Origin of the sequence: Marinomonas sp. BSi20584, from assembly GCF_002792415.1 — a bacterium.
Classification (GTDB): domain Bacteria; phylum Pseudomonadota; class Gammaproteobacteria; order Pseudomonadales; family Marinomonadaceae; genus Marinomonas; species Marinomonas polaris.
Genome location: NZ_KZ454888.1, coordinates 43,133 through 61,272, shown reverse-complemented (window position 1 = coordinate 61,272; position 18,140 = coordinate 43,133). Strand labels below are relative to the sequence as shown.

The 18,140-nt window shown below is 43.0% G+C and carries 17 protein-coding genes; 15 read left to right on the top strand and 2 right to left on the bottom strand.

Translation table 11 applies throughout. The annotated features are described in order from the left end of the window. The first annotated feature begins 137 nt into the window (after positions 1 to 137). The 9 genes from dnaX to TY87_RS17200 all read left to right on the top strand — a co-directional run bounded on the left by dnaX (position 138) and on the right by TY87_RS17200 (position 9,149). Entirely contained in the window at positions 138 to 2,429 is a 2,292-nt protein-coding gene (dnaX, locus tag TY87_RS17245) for a DNA polymerase III subunit gamma/tau (RefSeq protein WP_100188027.1), read from the top strand. Positions 2,430 to 2,446: 17 nt separating this feature from the next. Continuing rightward, entirely contained in the window at positions 2,447 to 2,773 is a 327-nt protein-coding gene (locus tag TY87_RS17240; protein WP_012070231.1) for a YbaB/EbfC family nucleoid-associated protein, read from the top strand. A gap of 9 nt (positions 2,774 to 2,782) precedes the next feature. Then, the gene (gene recR / locus TY87_RS17235) at positions 2,783 to 3,376 is read left to right on the top strand and encodes a recombination mediator RecR (RefSeq protein WP_100188026.1); all 594 of its coding nucleotides are present in this window, start codon (positions 2,783 to 2,785) and stop codon (positions 3,374 to 3,376) included. A gap of 1 nt (position 3,377) precedes the next feature. Continuing rightward, a complete protein-coding gene (gene rnd, locus TY87_RS17230; RefSeq protein ID WP_100188025.1) occupies positions 3,378 to 4,532 on the top strand; it encodes a ribonuclease D in 1,155 nt (384 codons plus the stop codon). 47 nt (positions 4,533 to 4,579) lie between these two features. Then, positions 4,580 to 4,873, top strand: a complete 294-nt coding sequence (locus tag TY87_RS17225) for a YcgL domain-containing protein (RefSeq protein ID WP_072839732.1) — start codon at positions 4,580 to 4,582, stop codon at positions 4,871 to 4,873. Between the two features lie 17 nt (positions 4,874 to 4,890). Further along, complete coding sequence (locus tag TY87_RS17220; RefSeq protein WP_100188024.1) at positions 4,891 to 5,370, top strand: YcgN family cysteine cluster protein; 480 nt, start codon at positions 4,891 to 4,893, stop codon at positions 5,368 to 5,370. 70 nt (positions 5,371 to 5,440) lie between these two features. Then, a complete protein-coding gene (locus TY87_RS17215; RefSeq protein ID WP_100188023.1) occupies positions 5,441 to 7,309 on the top strand; it encodes a VWA domain-containing protein in 1,869 nt (622 codons plus the stop codon). Beyond that, positions 7,302 to 8,084: a class II glutamine amidotransferase gene (locus TY87_RS17210; protein ID WP_100188022.1), complete on the top strand. Its 783-nt coding sequence runs from the start codon at positions 7,302 to 7,304 to the stop codon at positions 8,082 to 8,084. The genes TY87_RS17215 and TY87_RS17210 overlap by 8 nt, the downstream gene beginning before the upstream one ends. Positions 8,085 to 8,633: 549 nt before the next feature. Then, positions 8,634 to 9,149 (top strand): ClbS/DfsB family four-helix bundle protein, encoded by a 516-nt coding sequence (locus tag TY87_RS17200; protein WP_100188021.1) that lies wholly within the window; start codon positions 8,634 to 8,636, stop codon positions 9,147 to 9,149. Positions 9,150 to 9,178: 29 nt separating this feature from the next. Here the strand turns inward: TY87_RS17200 and TY87_RS22630 are convergent, their stop codons facing one another. Beyond that, the gene (locus tag TY87_RS22630; protein WP_198432126.1) at positions 9,179 to 9,376 is read right to left on the bottom strand and encodes a hypothetical protein; all 198 of its coding nucleotides are present in this window, start codon (positions 9,374 to 9,376) and stop codon (positions 9,179 to 9,181) included. 117 nt (positions 9,377 to 9,493) lie between these two features. Between TY87_RS22630 and TY87_RS17190 the strand changes: the two genes are divergently transcribed. The 3 genes from TY87_RS17190 (at position 9,494) to TY87_RS17180 (ending at position 10,917) form a co-directional block, all read left to right on the top strand. Then, positions 9,494 to 9,865, top strand: a complete 372-nt coding sequence (locus TY87_RS17190; RefSeq protein WP_100188019.1) for a hypothetical protein — start codon at positions 9,494 to 9,496, stop codon at positions 9,863 to 9,865. Between the two features lie 90 nt (positions 9,866 to 9,955). Further along, positions 9,956 to 10,555, top strand: coding sequence for a class I SAM-dependent methyltransferase (locus TY87_RS17185; RefSeq protein ID WP_100188018.1), 600 nt, complete (start codon positions 9,956 to 9,958; stop codon positions 10,553 to 10,555). A 113-nt stretch (positions 10,556 to 10,668) separates the two neighbouring features. Next, positions 10,669 to 10,917 carry a hypothetical protein gene (locus TY87_RS17180; RefSeq protein ID WP_100188017.1) on the top strand — a complete coding sequence of 83 codons (249 nt, stop codon included), beginning with the start codon at positions 10,669 to 10,671 and terminating at the stop codon, positions 10,915 to 10,917. 100 nt (positions 10,918 to 11,017) lie between these two features. Here TY87_RS17180 and cysK read toward each other — a convergent pair whose 3' ends face one another. Then, positions 11,018 to 11,983: a cysteine synthase A gene (cysK, locus tag TY87_RS17175; protein WP_072839881.1), complete on the bottom strand. Its 966-nt coding sequence runs from the start codon at positions 11,981 to 11,983 to the stop codon at positions 11,018 to 11,020. Between the two features lie 264 nt (positions 11,984 to 12,247). On the opposite strand from cysK, the gene hrpA reads away from it, so the two are divergent. The 3 genes from hrpA to TY87_RS17160 all read left to right on the top strand — a co-directional run bounded on the left by hrpA (position 12,248) and on the right by TY87_RS17160 (position 18,119). Continuing rightward, entirely contained in the window at positions 12,248 to 16,123 is a 3,876-nt protein-coding gene (gene hrpA / locus TY87_RS17170) for an ATP-dependent RNA helicase HrpA (RefSeq protein ID WP_100188016.1), read from the top strand. A 65-nt stretch (positions 16,124 to 16,188) separates the two neighbouring features. Continuing rightward, complete coding sequence (locus TY87_RS17165; RefSeq protein ID WP_100188015.1) at positions 16,189 to 17,079, top strand: MlaA family lipoprotein; 891 nt, start codon at positions 16,189 to 16,191, stop codon at positions 17,077 to 17,079. Positions 17,080 to 17,093: 14 nt separating this feature from the next. Next, positions 17,094 to 18,119: a GGDEF domain-containing protein gene (locus TY87_RS17160; RefSeq protein ID WP_232617177.1), complete on the top strand. Its 1,026-nt coding sequence runs from the start codon at positions 17,094 to 17,096 to the stop codon at positions 18,117 to 18,119. Positions 18,120 to 18,140 lie beyond the last annotated feature (21 nt).

Below are 18,140 nucleotides of genomic sequence, written 5' to 3'. Positions count from 1 at the left end.
TTTAAGCTATTGATCTTTATAGCGAAGTTTTTTGTTATTTCTCCTAATTACCTGCTGTCCTGTGCACTAAGAGTGGTTTCGAAATTGCTCGTACTGCCGTACAATAAAAAATCGCTTTTTATCAGCCAGTATCCATCATGAGTTATCAAGTTTTAGCACGTAAATGGCGCCCACAGACTTTCCTTGAAATGGCTGGGCAAGACCATGTACTTCAAGCGTTGGTGAATGCTTTACGCCAACAGCGTTTGCATCACGCCTATTTGTTTACCGGGACACGCGGTGTTGGTAAAACCACTATCGCGCGTATTTTCGCTAAATGCTTGAACTGTGAAACCAATGGCATTTCGCCTGAGCCTTGTGGAACTTGTGATAGTTGCCGAGAAATCGCTGAAGGTCGTTTTGTCGACCTCATCGAAGTGGATGCGGCATCTCGTACCAAAGTAGAAGATACCCGCGAATTATTAGAAAACGTGCAATACGCGCCAACTCGTGGCCGTTTTAAAGTCTACCTGATAGACGAAGTGCACATGTTGTCGACTCATTCCTTTAATGCCTTGTTAAAAACTCTTGAAGAGCCGCCAGCACACGTCAAATTTTTACTAGCAACGACCGATCCACAGAAACTTCCTGTGACGATTTTGTCACGTTGTTTGCAGTTCAACCTTAAAAATATGACCCCGCAACGCGTGGTGGATTATTTGCAAACCGTGCTTACTACCGAAGAAGTTAACTTTGATCAGCCTGCGCTTTGGCAAATTGGCCAAGCCGCAAATGGCAGTATGCGTGATGCGTTGAGCTTGACGGATCAAGCGATTGCCTTTGGTAATGGCACGATTTCGGAATCTGGCGTGACGGCAATGTTGGGCTTGGTGAATCAAGCGCAAGTACTAGATTTATTAGAAAGTGTTGCGTCTAAAAACGCGGCGCAAGTCTTAACTCGTATAGAGCAACTTGCTGACTATCAGCCAGATTTTACGGCTATATGCGGCAGCTTATTAGATGTGTTGCATCGTGTGGCGATAGAGCAACAAGTCCCGGGCGCATTAATGGATCAGCTGGGTGACTTGGCGCGTATTCAAGCTATTGCTGCTAGCGTTAGTTCTGAAGAAATACAAATCATGTATCAGAGCCTATTGATTGGCCGTCGTGATTTGCATTTAGCACATTCTACACGTGCGGGTTTTGAAATGCTGATGCTAAGGCTGATAGCCTTCCGTCCAGTACCGCCAATGGCGGTTAGTCATAATGCGCCGCCTGTAATGAATGCTCAAACAGACACTGTGCAAGTAGCATCATCTGAAACATTGCCTGAAACAATGTACCAAACGGCAGAACCTGACTATCCGTCTTCGCCGATTGCAGAAAAAAAAACATTAGCAGCTGAATCAGAAGAGCCGTTAGTCACTAAGCCTGCTGAGCAAATGATCGAGCCAGAACCTGTGCAAGAGTCAGTTCGGTCTACAGCACCTGCTGAACATCCGCCTTGGGAAGATGCACCGGAACCTGTCGTCGCTGAAGAATATTTTGTTGAACATGTCTCTGTTGACAGCGAAAGCGCTCAGAGTGAGGCTGTTCAGGACCATATTGAAGAAGATGTTGAATCCATCACTTTAGATGATGTTGAAATCGCAGCAGTAGAAAGCAGTGAGCTAGAAAAGTCTATTGATGTAGAGTTGCAGACCGTCAGCATTGCGTTAGAGCCTACTGCTCAGCAAGAGCCAGACATACAGGTAGAGACTGCTAGCAAGCCTGAACTTGAGCCTAAATCTTTTGTTATTGCTGAAGATAGATTCACAAAAGAATTGTTAGATGAAAGTGATGAGGATGAGGACGAAGAAGAAGCTGAAGAACGTGCCATTGCTGATATTGTCGATCCATTTAATCCCGCGGCAGACTTGGTTGATGCCTTAGGTGCGGAACCTATAGAGTCGCCAATCGTCGAAGAAAGCAAAGAACCTGATACGCGTCTAGCAAAAGTACCAGATACCATTGCTCAACCTGCATTAGGTATGCCATTGCCAGAAATGAGCCATTATAATGAGCTAACCATGAAGCTTTGGTGGCTGGTGGCGCCGCGTTTACCTTTGACAGGTTTAGTGCAAAATATTTTAATGAATTCTAGCTTGGTGGATGCAAGTGACCAAGGTATTCGCCTTGAAGTGCCATTAGAATACGGGCATATGTTGAACCAAGTACGTTACGAACAAATACAAGGTGCACTGAGTGATTTCTTTGCAATGACGGTGCCTTTGATTATAGATACAGTGGAAGACACCACAGGTGTTACCGCAGAAGAATTTGCCGCTAGTAAGCGAGCAGAAGCCTTGCAAGTGGCAATTACACATTTGAATTCACATCCAGTTGTGCAAGCTTTGTCGGCAACGATGGGCGCGCAGTTGGTTTACGATACGGTTAAAGTTAAAGCTTAAATTGGAGAGCAAAAGTTATGTTTAAAGGTGGTATGGGTAACATGATGCGCCAGGCGCAGCAGATGCAAGAAAACATGCAGAAAGCGCAGGAAGAAATTGCCAATATGGAAGTAGAAGGCCAAGCGGGTGCTGGTCTAGTTAAAATCCTAATGACAGGTCGTCATGATGTGAAACGAGTTTCTATTGATGACTCTTTGTTTGGTGATGACAAAGAAATGCTAGAAGACTTGATCGCGGCTGCCGTGAATGATGCAGTGCGTAATATTGAAGTGACTCAAAAAGAAAAAATGGCTGCTGCTACAGCGGGTATGTCTTTGCCACCTGGTTTCAAGATGCCTTTCTAGGAGCGAGCCTTGTTTAGTCCCTTAATTAAAGAACTGATTGAATCATTACGTTGTTTGCCGGGTGTTGGACCAAGATCGGCACAAAAAATGGCGTTGTACTTATTGGAACGTGATCATCAAGGGGCAGATAGACTAGCAAATGCATTGCGCGAGGCGCTCGACAAAGTCGGGCGTTGTTCAAGTTGCCGTACTTTGACCGAAGAGTCGGAGTGCGGGATTTGCATAGATCCTGAGCGTGATGCAAAGCATTTATGTATTGTAGAAACACCTGCGGACGTTGTAGCAATCGAATCTGCCGGTAGCTTTTCTGGGCGTTATTTTGTTTTGCTAGGACATTTGTCACCGATTGATGGCATTGGTCCGGAAGAATTAGGCTTAGATCGTTTAGAAACTTTGGTTCAGCATAATGAAGTGGAAGAAGCGATTATTGCCACTAACTCAACAGTAGAAGGCGAGGCGACTTGTCACTATATTGCTGAAAAATTAAAAACATTGAACATCAATGTCAGTCGTATTGCCCATGGAGTGCCTATGGGTGGTGAACTGGAATACGTTGATGGAAACACTCTGGCTTTAGCGCTAGAGGGACGGAAGAAGCTCTAGTATGAATGATCAAGATGATGCTCTGAATGATGATGCTCTGAATATAGTGTGGGTTGCGGATAATGAATCGCTGGCCAGCTGGTGTGATTATTGGGCAGATTTGCCGGTAATTGCGGTCGATACAGAATTCATTCGTCGCACAACCTATTTTCCAATTACGGGGCTCATTCAAATTAGTGAAGGCGAGAAAGCCGTACTGATTGATCCATTGAGCATCGACGAATGGGAACCTCTTCGTAACCTGATGGTGGCCCCTTCGGTGATGAAAGTGTTTCATGCTTGTTCCGAAGATTTGGATGTTTTTGATCGTTTGTTAGGTGTGTTACCTACGCCTTTTTACGATACTCAAATTGGTGAAGCCTATGCTAGCGCGCAATGGTCGCTAAGCTATGTGAAGCTGATTCATGAATATTTGCAAATTGAAGTAGCGAAAGATGAAACTCGTTCAGACTGGGTTCAACGTCCTTTAACGGATGCACAAAAACGTTATGCAGCGCTTGATGTGGTTTATCTGGCAAAAGTCTATCCAATGCAAATTGCCCGTTTAGAAGCGAAAAACATGCTCGAATGGGCAATGGAAGATTGCGATTCATTGAAATGGCAATACCAGATGAACTCTGATCCAGAGCAAAACTGGGATGGCATTAAAACCGCGTGGCGTTTGACGCCAGCTGGTTTAACTTTATTGCGTTTGCTGTTTATTTGGCGTGATGAGCAAGCTCGTAAAGAAGATGTTCCGAAAGGGCAGATCTTAAAAGATCGTACTCTTTGGTCGTTGGCGAAAACCTTGCCGACACATCATAAAGCAGTTTCCGAAGCGGAAGAGCTAACTGGCCGTCAGCACCGTTTGTATGGTGAGGTTATTTTGCAAAATGTCGCTTTGGTGAATGAATTGTCACCTGATGAATATCAATTGCCGTTGGAAATCCCTTTACCATCTCAGGCCGGTGATTTAACGAAAGCAATTAAAGCGTTTATTCGTGATAAAGCTGAGATGTTAAATATTGCGCCGGAAGCTATGATGAAGCGTAAGTTATTGGATCCATTAGTGCGTCATTTGTATGAAGGTACTGAGATTGACTTGCAAAATCCTGCAATGACTGGCTGGCGTCGTGATGTGATTGTTGATCCTATATTGAATAGGTTTAAAAAATAGAAAAATTTAAAAGTCCTAAAATGGCCTTATAGCGCCAAGGGTAAAATATGAAACAGCATTTAATCGTAGAAGTATTTCGTTCCAGCAAGCATGATGGAATGTACTTGTATGTAGAAAAAAGCAAAGGGCTGAAGGAAATTCCTGAAGAGCTTATGACTCGGTTTGGCAAAGGCATCAGTGCGATGACCATGTTGTTGACCAATGAAAGTAAGTTAGCTCGCGCGACACCAGAAAGTGTCACTAAAGGCATTCGTGAAAAAGGTTTTTATTTGCAATTACCGCCAGTGAAGGAAGAGTATTTGTTGGATTTATATAAAACACCGACGCAAGCGGTTTATTAATTACTTGGATTTAGAGAATGATTGCAAAGCGTTACGAGCCTTTTTGGAAAACCACTCCACTGAAGAAAATGTCTCCAGTCGAATGGGAATCTATTTGTGATGGATGCGGTAAATGTTGCCTGCAAAAATTACAAGACGATGAAACCGAAGAGGTGTTTTATACCAATTTATCTTGTCATCAACTGAATATTGGTTCTTGCCAGTGTAAGGTCTATGAAACTCGACAAGATAAAGTATCGACATGTATTACGCTAACACCTGATCAGGTTGACGAATTTCATTGGTTACCTGATACCTGTAGTTATCGTGTATTGTACGAAACCAAAGACTTGCCGAATTGGCACCCTTTGGTGGTTGGTAGTGATAAAGAAATGCTTCGCCAAGGGCTAACCGTTCGCCATTATGCGGTGAATGAAAATACCGTTGATGAAGAAGAGTGGGAAACCCATGTTATTAAATGGGTACATGGTATGCCGGAACCGTATGATGTAATTTGAGATCTCGGCTTAGTTACGGCAAATGGTCGCTAAATTCAGCAAAGTAAAGTAGTTCAAGGAGTTCGCAAACGTGAAGTGGTTGAAAATAAATACTGTGTTGTTAGTGGCTGTTTTATCCTTTTGGATGCCGTTGAGTAAAGCGGACACTCAGTTCCGTGTCATTGTTGATGCCTCTGGCAGTATGTTGATCAGTGATCCTGATAAGCTTACATCTGAGGCGTTGCGTCTTATTTCTAATCTTGCGCCTGAAGAAAAAGCCACACTAGGGATTTGGTTGTTTGGCGAGGAGCCTAGAGTGCTCTTACCAGAAGCCATCGTTAATAAAGCCAATAAAACTAAACTGGCGAGCTATGTAGATAGTTATGTGACGCAAGATGTCAAAACCGATTTAGAAGCCATTATCAAGCTTTTGTTGGAAACACCCGACTCGGGAAACCTAAAGCCTGGCTTTAATCGTCATTGGATTTTAGTTACTGATGGCATGGTAGACATCAGTTTGGAAGAGGCGGTGAACAAAGCTTCTCGTGATCGTATTCTTAATCAATTAACGTCTAAGTTAGAAGAGCGTGGTATTCATCTTCATACTATTTCTATGACAGGTTACACCGACAAAGCGTTACTTGAATCCTTGTCATTGCGCACTGACGCAACACACACTGAAGTCGCTATTCCTGAAGACTTATTGGACACATTTGACCGTATTTTCTCCCAAGCTTCACCCTCGGATGAATTACCATTCGATGGTAATCGTTTTACAGTGGACGATGCGATCCAAGAGCTTACTCTTGTTGTTTTCCACGAAAATGGTATACAGCCTCATATTGTCAAACCTGATGGTAAGTTATTGTCACTGGCTAGCAATGCCGAAGTATCTGTCTCTAGTTCGGATCATTACACCCTAATAACAGTTCGCGGTCCTGCGTCAGGTACATGGCAAGTCAATAATGTTGATCTTGATCGAAGCAGCATTCGCGTGATTACAGATTTAAGCGCGCAAGCAACACCTGTCGCACCCGTGATATTTCAGAATGAACCTATTTATTCAACTGTCGGCTTGTTTCAAAAAAATGAGCTAATCAAAGACGACAAAGTGCTGAATCTACTGGACGTAAAACAAACGTTAGTACGTTTAAGTGGCGAACAAAAAGAGACTATTTTCTCTCAGGATACGGTGAGAACGAATGAGCAATTTAAACAGCGTTTAGACGGCATTAACGAACCGGGCAATTATGAGCTTGTCAGCTTATTAGATGGCAAAACCTTCTCTCGCCAGCTTAGCCAGTTTTTTACCGTTCATCCTGCTATTGAATTCGAAGGTACGAGTCCTGGCGGTAATTTAGTCGCGTTTTCTGCGAAGCCTGTGAACTTAAAACTGAACATGCTGCGTTCTAATGTGAAGCTTGAGTTTACCTACAATAATGGCACCACCGAGACGGAAGAAATGCCCCTTGTTGGGCAAGGTTATTGGGAAAAAATCATTCCAGTTTCTCCGGGCGATAATGTTAATGTCCGAGCTAAGTTGATTGGTATGACTCAAACTGGACAGCGTTTTGATTATTGGACGCCGATGTGGCACTTTGATCGACAAGGAAATGGCGCGCCAATCGTTACTTTGGTGAATGGCGATATGAATAGTTCACTCAATATGTCAGAACCTTCGTCTAACAATGATGTGGCTCCTGTGTTCGTTCCACCATCTGTGTCTATTGTCGACGATGTTGCAGAAACTTCTGATCCATTACCAAAAGAGAGTTCAGCAACAGAAGAGTCTGTAGCTGATCAAGTTTTAGATAAAGCGAACAATCTATCAACATCAGAATGGGTTTTGTATGCCGCACTAAATCTAGGTGGCATTGTGGTGATAGCTGGCGGTATATTTTTGTATCGTCGTATAAAGAAAAATCAATCCCTTAGAAGAGATGATCTAGACGATGTGTGAGTTATTGGGCATGAGCGCCAATGTGCCGACCGATATATGTTTTAGTTTTTCTGGTTTACGTGCTCGTGGCGGGCGTACTGGTCCTCATAAAGATGGCTGGGGAATGGCTATGTATCGTGATGGCTATGTTTGGGCGATCCACGACCCAAGACCGAGTGCTGATTCGGACATGGCGGAAGTCATCAGCAACACATCATTAAAATGCGATATCGTGATCAGTCATATCCGCCAAGCCAACGTAGGTGAGGTGTGTTTATTAAATACACACCCGTTTAGTCGTTTGTTATGGGGTAAAACTTGGACTTATGCTCATAACGGGCAATTAGAAGCAGCGGATTCCTTACCGATTACTTTTCATCACCCATTGGGTAGCACAGACTCCGAGCGCGCTTTTTGTTGGATCGTTGAGCAACTACAAACACGCTTTGGTGATCAGGAACCAAGCTTAACAGAAGTGTCTGAAGCGCTATCGGCATTAGCTTTGCAGCTAAAAAAACGTGGTGTGTTTAACATGATGCTGTCTGATGGTGTGCGCTTATATTGCTTTTGTACCACCAAATTGCATTGGATTACCCGTCGAGCGCCATTTAAGAAAGCCACCTTGTCAGATGAAGATGTCATTATTGATTTCAAAGAAGTCACTACAGACAAAGACGTCGTCACCGTCATCGCCACACAACCATTAACTCATGACGAAACGTGGCAGCAAATGGTAGAAGGCGAGCTATGTGTGTTTGAAGGTGGCGAAGTGGTTTGCCAGATCAAAGCGAACTAAAGTCTATTACCCTTGAAGAAAGGGGAAGACGGAAGATGCGGTTGTTTTCTCATCCGCAAAAGCCAAAGCAATCCCCGTCGCTCGAGTCTATCATTTGACCTCGCTTATGAGATTTGCATCGGCTTTCATCGTTTTATTATTGAAAGCAGGTTGTGGTAATTTTTGATTTTCAAGCTTGTGCCGACAACCTCTCTGGAAATCTACTTTAACTCGCGGTACATTTGCTACATAAAGGAATCAAAAGCAAAGAAATTAATGGACGATTGACCCTTCAAATAACTTCTTTTTATTCTTTTTAAAAGAACACAATACGCACGCTCATTTTTCCGGTTTTATGCTTTGTTGATGTTCCCTGTTGTCATTTCAACTAGGTTGGCGTTCCACTGGTTTATTTAATTATGCTGATGATGAGATACTTGAATACTTCCCTGATAAATTGTGAGGTTATAGTGAGCAACGTCTAATAAGTGGATCAAACTATTTGTTGCGCTTATTGGGACAGGCTGAAGTCTGCCTTTTAACTATTATGTTATGTAAATGGAGGAAACTATGTCCTCAATTCCACAATCAAAAGATGAGTTGCTCTCTGCCATAAACTCGATATTTCCCAAGCTTATGGACGATTACCGGATTGTTCCAGAATCACTTTCACGTAAGTGCGAGCTTGAGGGTAATATAAAAGGAACACAAATTAGTGTTTGTGACACTGTTGCCTACCTTGTTGGTTGGGGGAAGTTGGTCTTGAAGTGGCATAGTTTGAGGTCTCAAGGTCTTCCGGTGGTTTTCCCTGATACTGGCTACAAATGGAATCAGCTTGGTTTATTGGCTGTAAGTTTTCATGTTGAGTACAGTGACTGGAAATACGAAGACTTACTCAAGGAGTTGGACTCAACTATTAACGAGCTTATCTCTTTAGTTTCAAGTTTAAGCAATGAAGAATTGTATGAAACGACATGGTATGAAAAATGGACGTTAGGTCGAATGATTCAGTTCAATACATCATCACCAATGAAAAATATGTGTACTAAAGTTAGGCGATTTAACAAAAGTAACGGCTTAAGCTGATAGTCAGTACATGGTATTTCTAACTTCAGTTAAACATCAGTGTAATCAGTGTACTGCTCACTGCTTAACGGTGCGTTAATGATTGTCATATTTTCTAAATGATCTAAGAAACCTATTAGTGACGTATGAAGAGACGACGTTGAAAGAGCTTGAAGCCGAGTTTCGTTGTTCGGTAGATGAATACCTTTTATCTTGTGAAGAGTTTGGGCGTGACTTTCAACAGCCATGTATAGGCTCATGTAATATTAGAACTGGTGAGGTGTTGCATCGAGAAGCTAATGTGCACGCCCAGAAAACTACCGACATTGTGTAACCAAGATTGAGGTGAGGCATAGAATAGGCATATGAAAACAGGATTTGTGATGTACGCTTCTTCAGTTAGCCGATTGTCTGATTTTTATTCTCACGTTTTCGCGCTTAATAAAGTTGAAGGCGACAATTCATATGCTTTATTGGCGGATGGCGATTTTGAGTTGGTGTTGCTTGAGACAGAGGTTTCTAAAACGGTTTCTGACTTGCACTCTCCAAGAGCGAGTACTCCGATCAAACCAACATTTTTTATTAATACTCCGTTAGAGATAATTAGTGAGGTGATTAAAAACAAAGGTGGTTCTGTCTTTCCTCCAAAAAATTGGGAATTTGGTGGCCGAAAAGTATGTGATGCTCATGACTGTGAGGGCAATATATTTCAGTTGAGAATAGATCAAGATGCATAACAAAGACAAGTTGCTTGGGGGCCTCGTGCGCTGGAGTGTTCTGAGTTTGGTCGCAGTTAGCAATGTTAGGCTTTATAAGGGAGATAAAGGGTGAAGCCAGAAGATATCGGGAAAGCATATAATCAAATCACTCATATTTGGAATAGTGAAGAATTTGATATAAATAATGGGATTTCTCAGCACAAGAAAGCAATTAGTTTTGTTAAGAGTCGAGGCAACGCTTTGGATGTTGGTTGCGGTTGCACTGGACGCTTTATAGATTTACTCCAAGGTGAAGGTTTTACTCCATCAGGTTTAGATATTTCCGATGAGATGCTAAATATTGCGCGTAAAAAGCATCCGGATATTCGCTTTGTGCAAGGTGACATTTGTGAATGCGAACTATCTGAGAAGTACGATTTCATAACAGCATGGGACAGTATTTGGCATATTCCTTTGTCAGAGCAAAGAAATGTTCTTACTAAACTAGTAGAAAGTCTGAATGTCGGTGGTGTGTTGATTTTTTCATTTGGTGGTACTGATGAAGAGGGTTTTCATACTAACAATTTTATGGGGCCAGAAGTTTACTATTCGTCACTTGGTTTAAATGGTTTCCTAAAGTTATTCATTGAGCTTGGTTGTATTATCAGGCACTTAGAGTTTGACCAACATCCTGAACTTCATACTTACCTAGTGGTAGAAAAAGCCTAAAAAAGAGTTATGAGAGATTACTAACGCTCAGCACTTTTGTTGGGCTTCCCATTTTTCTCTCGCTGTGATTACTGTTATTCTAGCGCCATTATTGGTGTAACAGAGTAGAACGAATGATTAATGATAATGATGTAATTGAAACCTTGGACGAACTTGAGACGTTTCTACGTTTGGTTGAGGTGGGTGGTTTAGGTCTGAACAGTGTATCTGGCGTGGCGTTGGCGACGAATAATGCCAATGGTCGTCCATTTGTGGCAGTGCTGGATGATAATCAGCAGTTGGTGTTAGGGCGTTATGTGACCACCGAAGTGTTTGAAAATGGCAAAGACATGGTTCGTTACGGTACGAAAAAAACGCATTAATTGTGCTTTGGGTTAATAAAATAATCCCTCCTCTTGCAAGACATTAGGAGGAGGGATTCGAGTTTTTTGTCGACATTGATGTCGACCTACATTTCGTTTATTACTGAACCAATTCGTTGTCGGTAAATTCACCTTCAAACAAAGCGGTAGACAAGTAACGCTCGCCGGAATCAGGTAATACTACGACGATTTTCTTGTCTTTAAATTCTGCTAGTTTGCTTAAGCGTTCCGCAGCAACGACAGCAGCACCACAAGAAATACCACACAAGATGCCTTCTTCACGCATTAGGCGTTTTGCCATGGCAATGGCGTCTTCGTTAGATACTTGCTCAACTCGGTCTACGATAGAAAGATCTAAGTTTTTCGGTACGAAGCCTGCGCCAATGCCTTGGATTTTATGTGGAGATGGTGTTGGTGTTTCACCGTTAATCGTTTGTGTGATAACAGGCGAGCTGGTTGGCTCAACCGCAACGCTGATAATGGCTTTGCCTTGGGTGTTTTTAATGTAGCGACTCACGCCAGTGATAGTGCCGCCAGTACCAACACCTGCGACGAAAACATCGATTTCACCATTGGTGTCTTGCCAAATCTCTGGGCCAGTGGTTTTCTCATGAATTTCAGGGTTGGCTGGGTTTTCGAATTGTTGCAGCAATACGAAGTTTTCGTCTTGGGCAATTTCTTCGGCTTTGGCAATCGCGCCTTTCATGCCTTTTGCAGGTTCAGTTAGTACTATCGTCGCGCCAAGGGCTTTCATGACTTGGCGACGTTCCACACTCATGCTGGATGGCATAGTGATGGTAATCGGATAACCACGAGATGCTGCAACGAAACACAAGGCGATACCTGTGTTACCGCTTGAGGCTTCAACGATGGATTTACCTTTGCTCAGAATGCCTTTCTTTTCTGCATCCCACACCATGTTGGCGCCGATGCGGCATTTTACTGAGAAAGCAGGATTACGAGATTCGAGCTTTGCCCAAATATTTCCATTTCCGATACGGTTTAAACGTACAAGTGGCGTGTTGCCAATGGTAAGAGAGTTATCTTCAAATACTTGATGAGACATACCATTTCCTTTTTGTTGTTGATCTGTAGTTAGTTGGTCTTTAGAGAGTAATGGCAACATCGTATTAGATGTGCCGCGAATGTTGTTCACTATAACCCTTAGGTTGGGATTGATGTTAGAATTTGCAACTATATAGATAGAGGTTTTTGTACAACAACTCAGCTTCACTTGAAGCGGTGTGCCACGACCTCGAATAGAAACGGCGCTTTATTTATTGCAACTATTTTCTCTGTGCCAAGTAAAAAGGATACAAGTTTACCTATCATGCCGACAAATGCCGTAATGACGCGCGATCGTCATCTAATTGATCAAAAACAAGCGCAGCTTAGTAAACGTCAAAAGGATGGTTTGCCTTTTGATCGTATGCAATCTGAAGTGAATGCTCTTATCGAAAAATCTGAGACTCTGTACCAAGCTCGTTTGTCACGTATGCCAAAGATTACCTACGATGAAAGCTTGCCGGTTGCGGCTCGTGCTGACGAAATCATCAAAGCGATCCAAGAAAATCAAGTCATCATTATTGCTGGTGAAACAGGCTCGGGTAAAACCACGCAATTGCCTAAAATGTGCTTGCAAGCAGGTCGCGGAATCGCGGGTCTGATTGGTCATACGCAGCCAAGGCGAATTGCCGCTCGCAGTGTGGCAGAGCGTATTAGCGATGAGTTGCAAGTTAATCTTGGCGAGCAAGTAGGTTTTCAGGTTCGTTTTAGTGACGAAAGTAATGAAGAAACACTGATTAAGCTGATGACAGACGGTATTTTGTTGGCCGAAATCCAACAAGATAAACGTCTTTATAAATACGACACCATCATTATCGATGAAGCCCATGAACGCAGTCTGAACATCGATTTCTTGCTGGGGTATTTAAAGCAAGTCTTGGCAGCTCGACCTGATCTAAAAGTCATTGTTACCTCGGCGACCATAGACGTAGAGCGTTTTTCTGAGCATTTTGAAAACGCGCCTATCATCGAAGTATCAGGTCGAACTTATCCTGTTGAAGTGCGTTATCAGCCATTGCTCAGTAAGTCTGACTCAGAAGAGCTAGACGAAGACCAAAGTATGGAGCAAGGCGTTTTAGACGCAGTAGAACTGCTGATCGCCGAAGAGCGACAATCCGGCTATCGCGGTGCGGGTGACATTCTAGTATTTTTGCCGGGTGAACGAGAAATTCGTGAAACCGCTGAGATTCTTCGTCGTGCCGAATTACGCAGCACGGAAGTCCTGCCCTTATATGCTCGATTGAGCGCTAGCGAGCAACAACGTATTTTTAAATCCCATTCTGGTCGTCGTATTGTGTTGTCGACCAACGTTGCTGAAACCTCGCTAACCGTACCGGGCATTCGTTACGTGATTGATCCGGGTTTGGCGCGAATTAGTCGCTATAGCGTGCGTTCCAAAGTCCAACAGTTGCCGATTGAAAAAATCAGTCAAGCCAGCGCCAACCAAAGGGCAGGGCGATGTGGTCGTGTGGCGGATGGTATTTGTATTCGCTTGTATGACGAGGAAGATTTTAACAATCGTGCAGAGTTTACCGATCCAGAAATTTTCCGTACCAACTTGGCATCGGTTATTTTGCAGATGGCCAATTTAAAACTTGGTGCGGTTGAGAAATTTCCTTTCGTTGAAATGCCAGAAAAACGCATGATCAACGATGGCTACCGAGCGTTAACCGAGCTTGGTGCCTTGGACAAAGAGCGACTGACGCCGATTGGACGTCAGCTTGCTAAGTTGCCAATCGATCCTAAATTAGGGCGAATTCTAATCGCAGCCGAGCAACACAGTGTGCTCAAAGAAGTGGCGATTATTGTCAGTGCCTTGTCTATCCCTGATCCTCGTGAACGCCCTCAAGACAAAAAAGCTCAGTCCGACCAAGCTCATGCAGTCGATAAAGACGAAGACTCAGATTTCGCTGTGTTCTTGAATTTGTGGGAACGTTTTGAAGAGCAACGCCAAGCCTTATCACAAAATCAATTGCGCCAATATTGCCGTAAGCAATTTTTGAATTTCATGCGCATGCGTGAATGGCGAGATATTCATCGACAAATCATGATTGCTTGTAAGCAGCTTGGCTTTAAAGAAGTCCAGCATGAAGAACGTCATTACGAAGCGATTCACCGTTCTTTGTTAGCCGGTATGTTTACGCAAGTTGCTAATAAAATGGAAGACAGCAAAGAAATGCTTGGCTGTCGCTCGCGTAAATTGGCGATATTCCCTGGGTCCATGTTATTCAAAAAACCGCCACAATGGATTATGGCGGCTGAGTTAATTGAGACCAGTAAATTGTATGCGCGAGTCACGGCGCGAATTGATCCTGTTTGGATCGAAGAGTACGCGGCGCCGTTTGTGAAGCGTCAATACTTTGACCCACACTTTGAGCGTAATCAAGGCCGCATCATGGCCCATGAGCAAGTATCGCTTTATGGTTTGGTGATTGTGGCGAAACGCAGTATTGATTATGGTCATGTGAATCCTGAAGAAGCACGCGAGATTTTTATTCGCTCTGGGCTAGTGGAAGGTGAACTTCGTACTAAACAGGCGTTTTATCGTAAGAACAAAGCGCTGATGGAATCGTTAGAGGCCCAAGAAGCTAAACTGCGCAAACGTGACATTCTGGTTGACGATGAAACGGTGTTTGCCTTCTACAATTCTCGATTACCTGATCATGTTCGCAATCTAAAAAGCTTAGAGCATTTCGTTAAAACTTCGCCTGATGCTTTGTTAATGACTCGTGAGGACTTGATTAATCAAGATGTCAGTGTCGACGATCTTGCCTTTCCTGATTCCTTTGGTTTGAACGGTGTCGCTTTACCGATTGATTATAAATTCGATCCGGGTCAAGCAGCCGATGGCGCGACCTTAAAAGTCCCAGTTGGTTTGTTACGTCAGCTGAGTTTAGAGGATTTAGGTTGGGCTGTGCCCGGCTTTATCAAAGAGCGCTGTGAAGCGTTATTGCGGGCTTTGCCTAAGGCTTTGCGTCGTCGCTTTGTGCCGATTCCGCAGTTTGTTGATCGTGTTTATCCCAACTTGTCGAAAGACAAAGGTGATTTGCTTGAACAGCTTAGTTTGCAGATTAAGCGCGAAACGCTGATTGATATTCCGCTTAATGAATGGAATGCCGATAAGCTAGATTCTCACTTAACCTTGAACCTAGAAGTGGTGGACGAGCGCGGTAAGGTGCTCGGTGTAGGTAAAAATCTTGCTCAGCTTCAAACTCAGTTTAGCGACCTAGTTGAAGAAAGTTTTGCAAAATTTGGTACCAAACAACATGAGCAAGAAGGTTTAACTTCTTGGCCTGAGCAGGGCATTCCTGAGCGTCAGGAGATTAAACAAGCTGGGATTAAGGTCACGGCGTTCCCCGCTTTGGTGGCACAAGGCGATCATGTGTCACTTAAAATGTTTGATGATCAGAACACCGCGCTGGAAAGCCATCGAAAAGGGGTGGTCACTTTGCTTAAACTTACATTGAGCAAAGAAATGCGTTATCTGCAAAAGAACCTACCGCATCTTAAAGAATCTATGCTAATTTTTTCGCCATTAGGTCAAAAAGAAACCTTATTGGATGATTTGCTTAATGCGGTTTTAGACAAGGTTTTCTTGGATGGGCGTGCTTTGCCCCGCACAAAAGCAGAATTTGAAAGTTGCCTAGTGAAAAATAAACCGCAATTGGTGAGCGTGGCGAACGATATGGCGGGACAGCTTTATCGTGTGTTGTCATCTTATCAAGGTGTGGCAAAGAGGATGAAAGGCAGTATTCCTCTGCCTTGGACACGAATTTACGGTGATATTAAAGTCCAACTAGAGCAGCTTATTTACCCCGGTTTTATTGGTAATACACCCTTGTTTTGGTTAGGGCAATTGCCGCGTTATTTTAAAGGTATTGAAGTGCGTTTGGAGCGCTTTCAAAATCATCTGAACAAAGAAAACCAATATGTGTCTGAATTAGAAAGCCTTTGGCAAACTTATTCCAGACAGAAAAAAGCCCATGACGAAAAAGCTTTATATGATCCAGAGTTGATCAAATATCGTTGGATGTTAGAGGAATATCGTATTTCTTTGTTTGCTCAGTCGGTTGGCACGTTAGAGCCCATTTCAGAGAAGCGCTTAAATAAGCAATGGCAAGAAGTCAAAAAATTGGTTTGATTTTATAAATAAGGTTTTTTAGTCAGACGCTGTGCGTGAAGTCTTACAAGTTAAGGATAGTGAAAATGTTTAAAGCAATCGGCACTTTACTTTTTGGCTCTTTGTTGTTGCTTGTGCAATCCTGTGCACAGGTGCCAGTAGAAACCAAAGAAGATCCATGGGAAGGTTTCAACCGCTCTATGTTTACTTTCAATGATGCAATTGATGGTGCTGTTTTAAAGCCTGTTGCTGAGGGATATAAGGCTATTACGCCTAATCCCGTACAGAGAGGTGTGAGCAATTTTTTCTCTAACCTTGGAGAAATCGGCAATATAACCAACAATTTACTACAGGGTAAATGGGATGCAACGGCGTCGTCTACTTTTCGTTTTCTGATAAACAGTACAGCTGGCTGGTTGGGTCTTTTTGATGTGGCTAGCGAAATGGGGCTAAAAAAATACGATGAAGACTTTGGCCAAACGCTTGGGTATTGGGGCGTGTCATCTGGCCCTTATTTGGTATTGCCATTCTTTGGTCCTTCTACTGTGCGTGATGGTTCAGGTTTGGCCATTAAATATACGTACCTTGATGAAACAAGCATTCTCGACTTAAATGATGATGAGGAGCTTGGTTTATTAGCCTTAGACGTTGTGGAAACAAGAGCACGTTACCTCAATGCGGAAGGCATGATTGTTGGGGACAGGTACAGCTTTATCCGAGATGTGTATTTACAAAATAGAGCATATGAAGTTTACGATGGAAATCCACCAAAGAAACAAGCTATCAAAAATACTGATTCAGCAGACGATAGTTGGGGTGATGAAACTGAAAACGATAGCTGGGGTGATGATTCTGCGAGTGATAGCTGGGGGGATGAAGCTGAAGTCGATAGTTGGGGCGATGACTCTGCCGCAGCGACGGATGGCAATATTTCGTCAGAGAGTGATGTCACCGCGGACAGTAGTTGGTCCGAATAACAGAATCTATTTTAATGAATAAGCGGCTGTCGACATCCCATTGGTTTAATGAAAGCCTTTTTAATGAAGCGCTAGTAAAAGGTTTTTTGCTAGTGATAGGCAGTTCTTGCCTTGTACTGATAGTGCTTAATGTAATGGCGGCAAAGTATCAAGTCGCATTGGCAGAAGCTATTCTGCTAATGCTGACCATTTGTGTATGGTTTTGCCCTATACAGTGGCGTCATTACAAGTGGTTTGTTTCGCTTTATGTAGCGTTTATCTTTGCCTGTATTTTAATCGGAATCAGCTTTTCTCCTCTGTATTCTGGTCGACAGGTTTGGGTGCTTATTTTCCCTATGACCTCCTATCTTATGTTGGGTAAACGTACAGGCTTTTGGTTGAGCGCTGTTTGCCTTTGTTTGGTTAGTACTATTCTATTTCTGCGCTTTTATGATGATTTTAAAGACGGTCTAATTAGTATTGTCGTGAACTTGTTTCTAGCCTATGTCTTCTTATGGGGGCTAACTCACGGTGCCGAGCGAGTTCACAAGAAAATGTTATATGCTTTAAAGAAAATAGCATCTACCGACCCTCTTACAGGTCTTGCCAATCGCCGTAATGTTAGTCAAAACTCGCTATATCAGCTTCAACAAGTTACTGGGATGGGCGATGAATTAGCACTTGTTTTGATAGATCTAGATAATTTCAAAAAAATAAATGATATACATGGGCATGAAGTTGGTGACGCGGTGCTGGTGGACTTTGCTGAGCGATTAAGGGCGCATGTTGATGATAACGAGCAGCTATTTCGCTTAGGTGGAGAAGAGTTTTGTGTTTTTATGCCAGCTGCGCAAAGCAAGAACTGGTCAGTCGCATTTTGCCAGTATGTAGATGACTCTCTATTTTATTTTGATGAGCTGGAAATTCATTATACTGTGAGTATTGGCGTGTCTTGTAGTCAGAAAGGGCGTGGTGATTTTAAGCATTTATACAGAATTGCCGACCAGCGGTTATACAAAGCAAAAAGTCTTGGCCGGAATTGTGTTGTTTTAATGGATTAAGAGCTTAGGTGCTTTTGATTA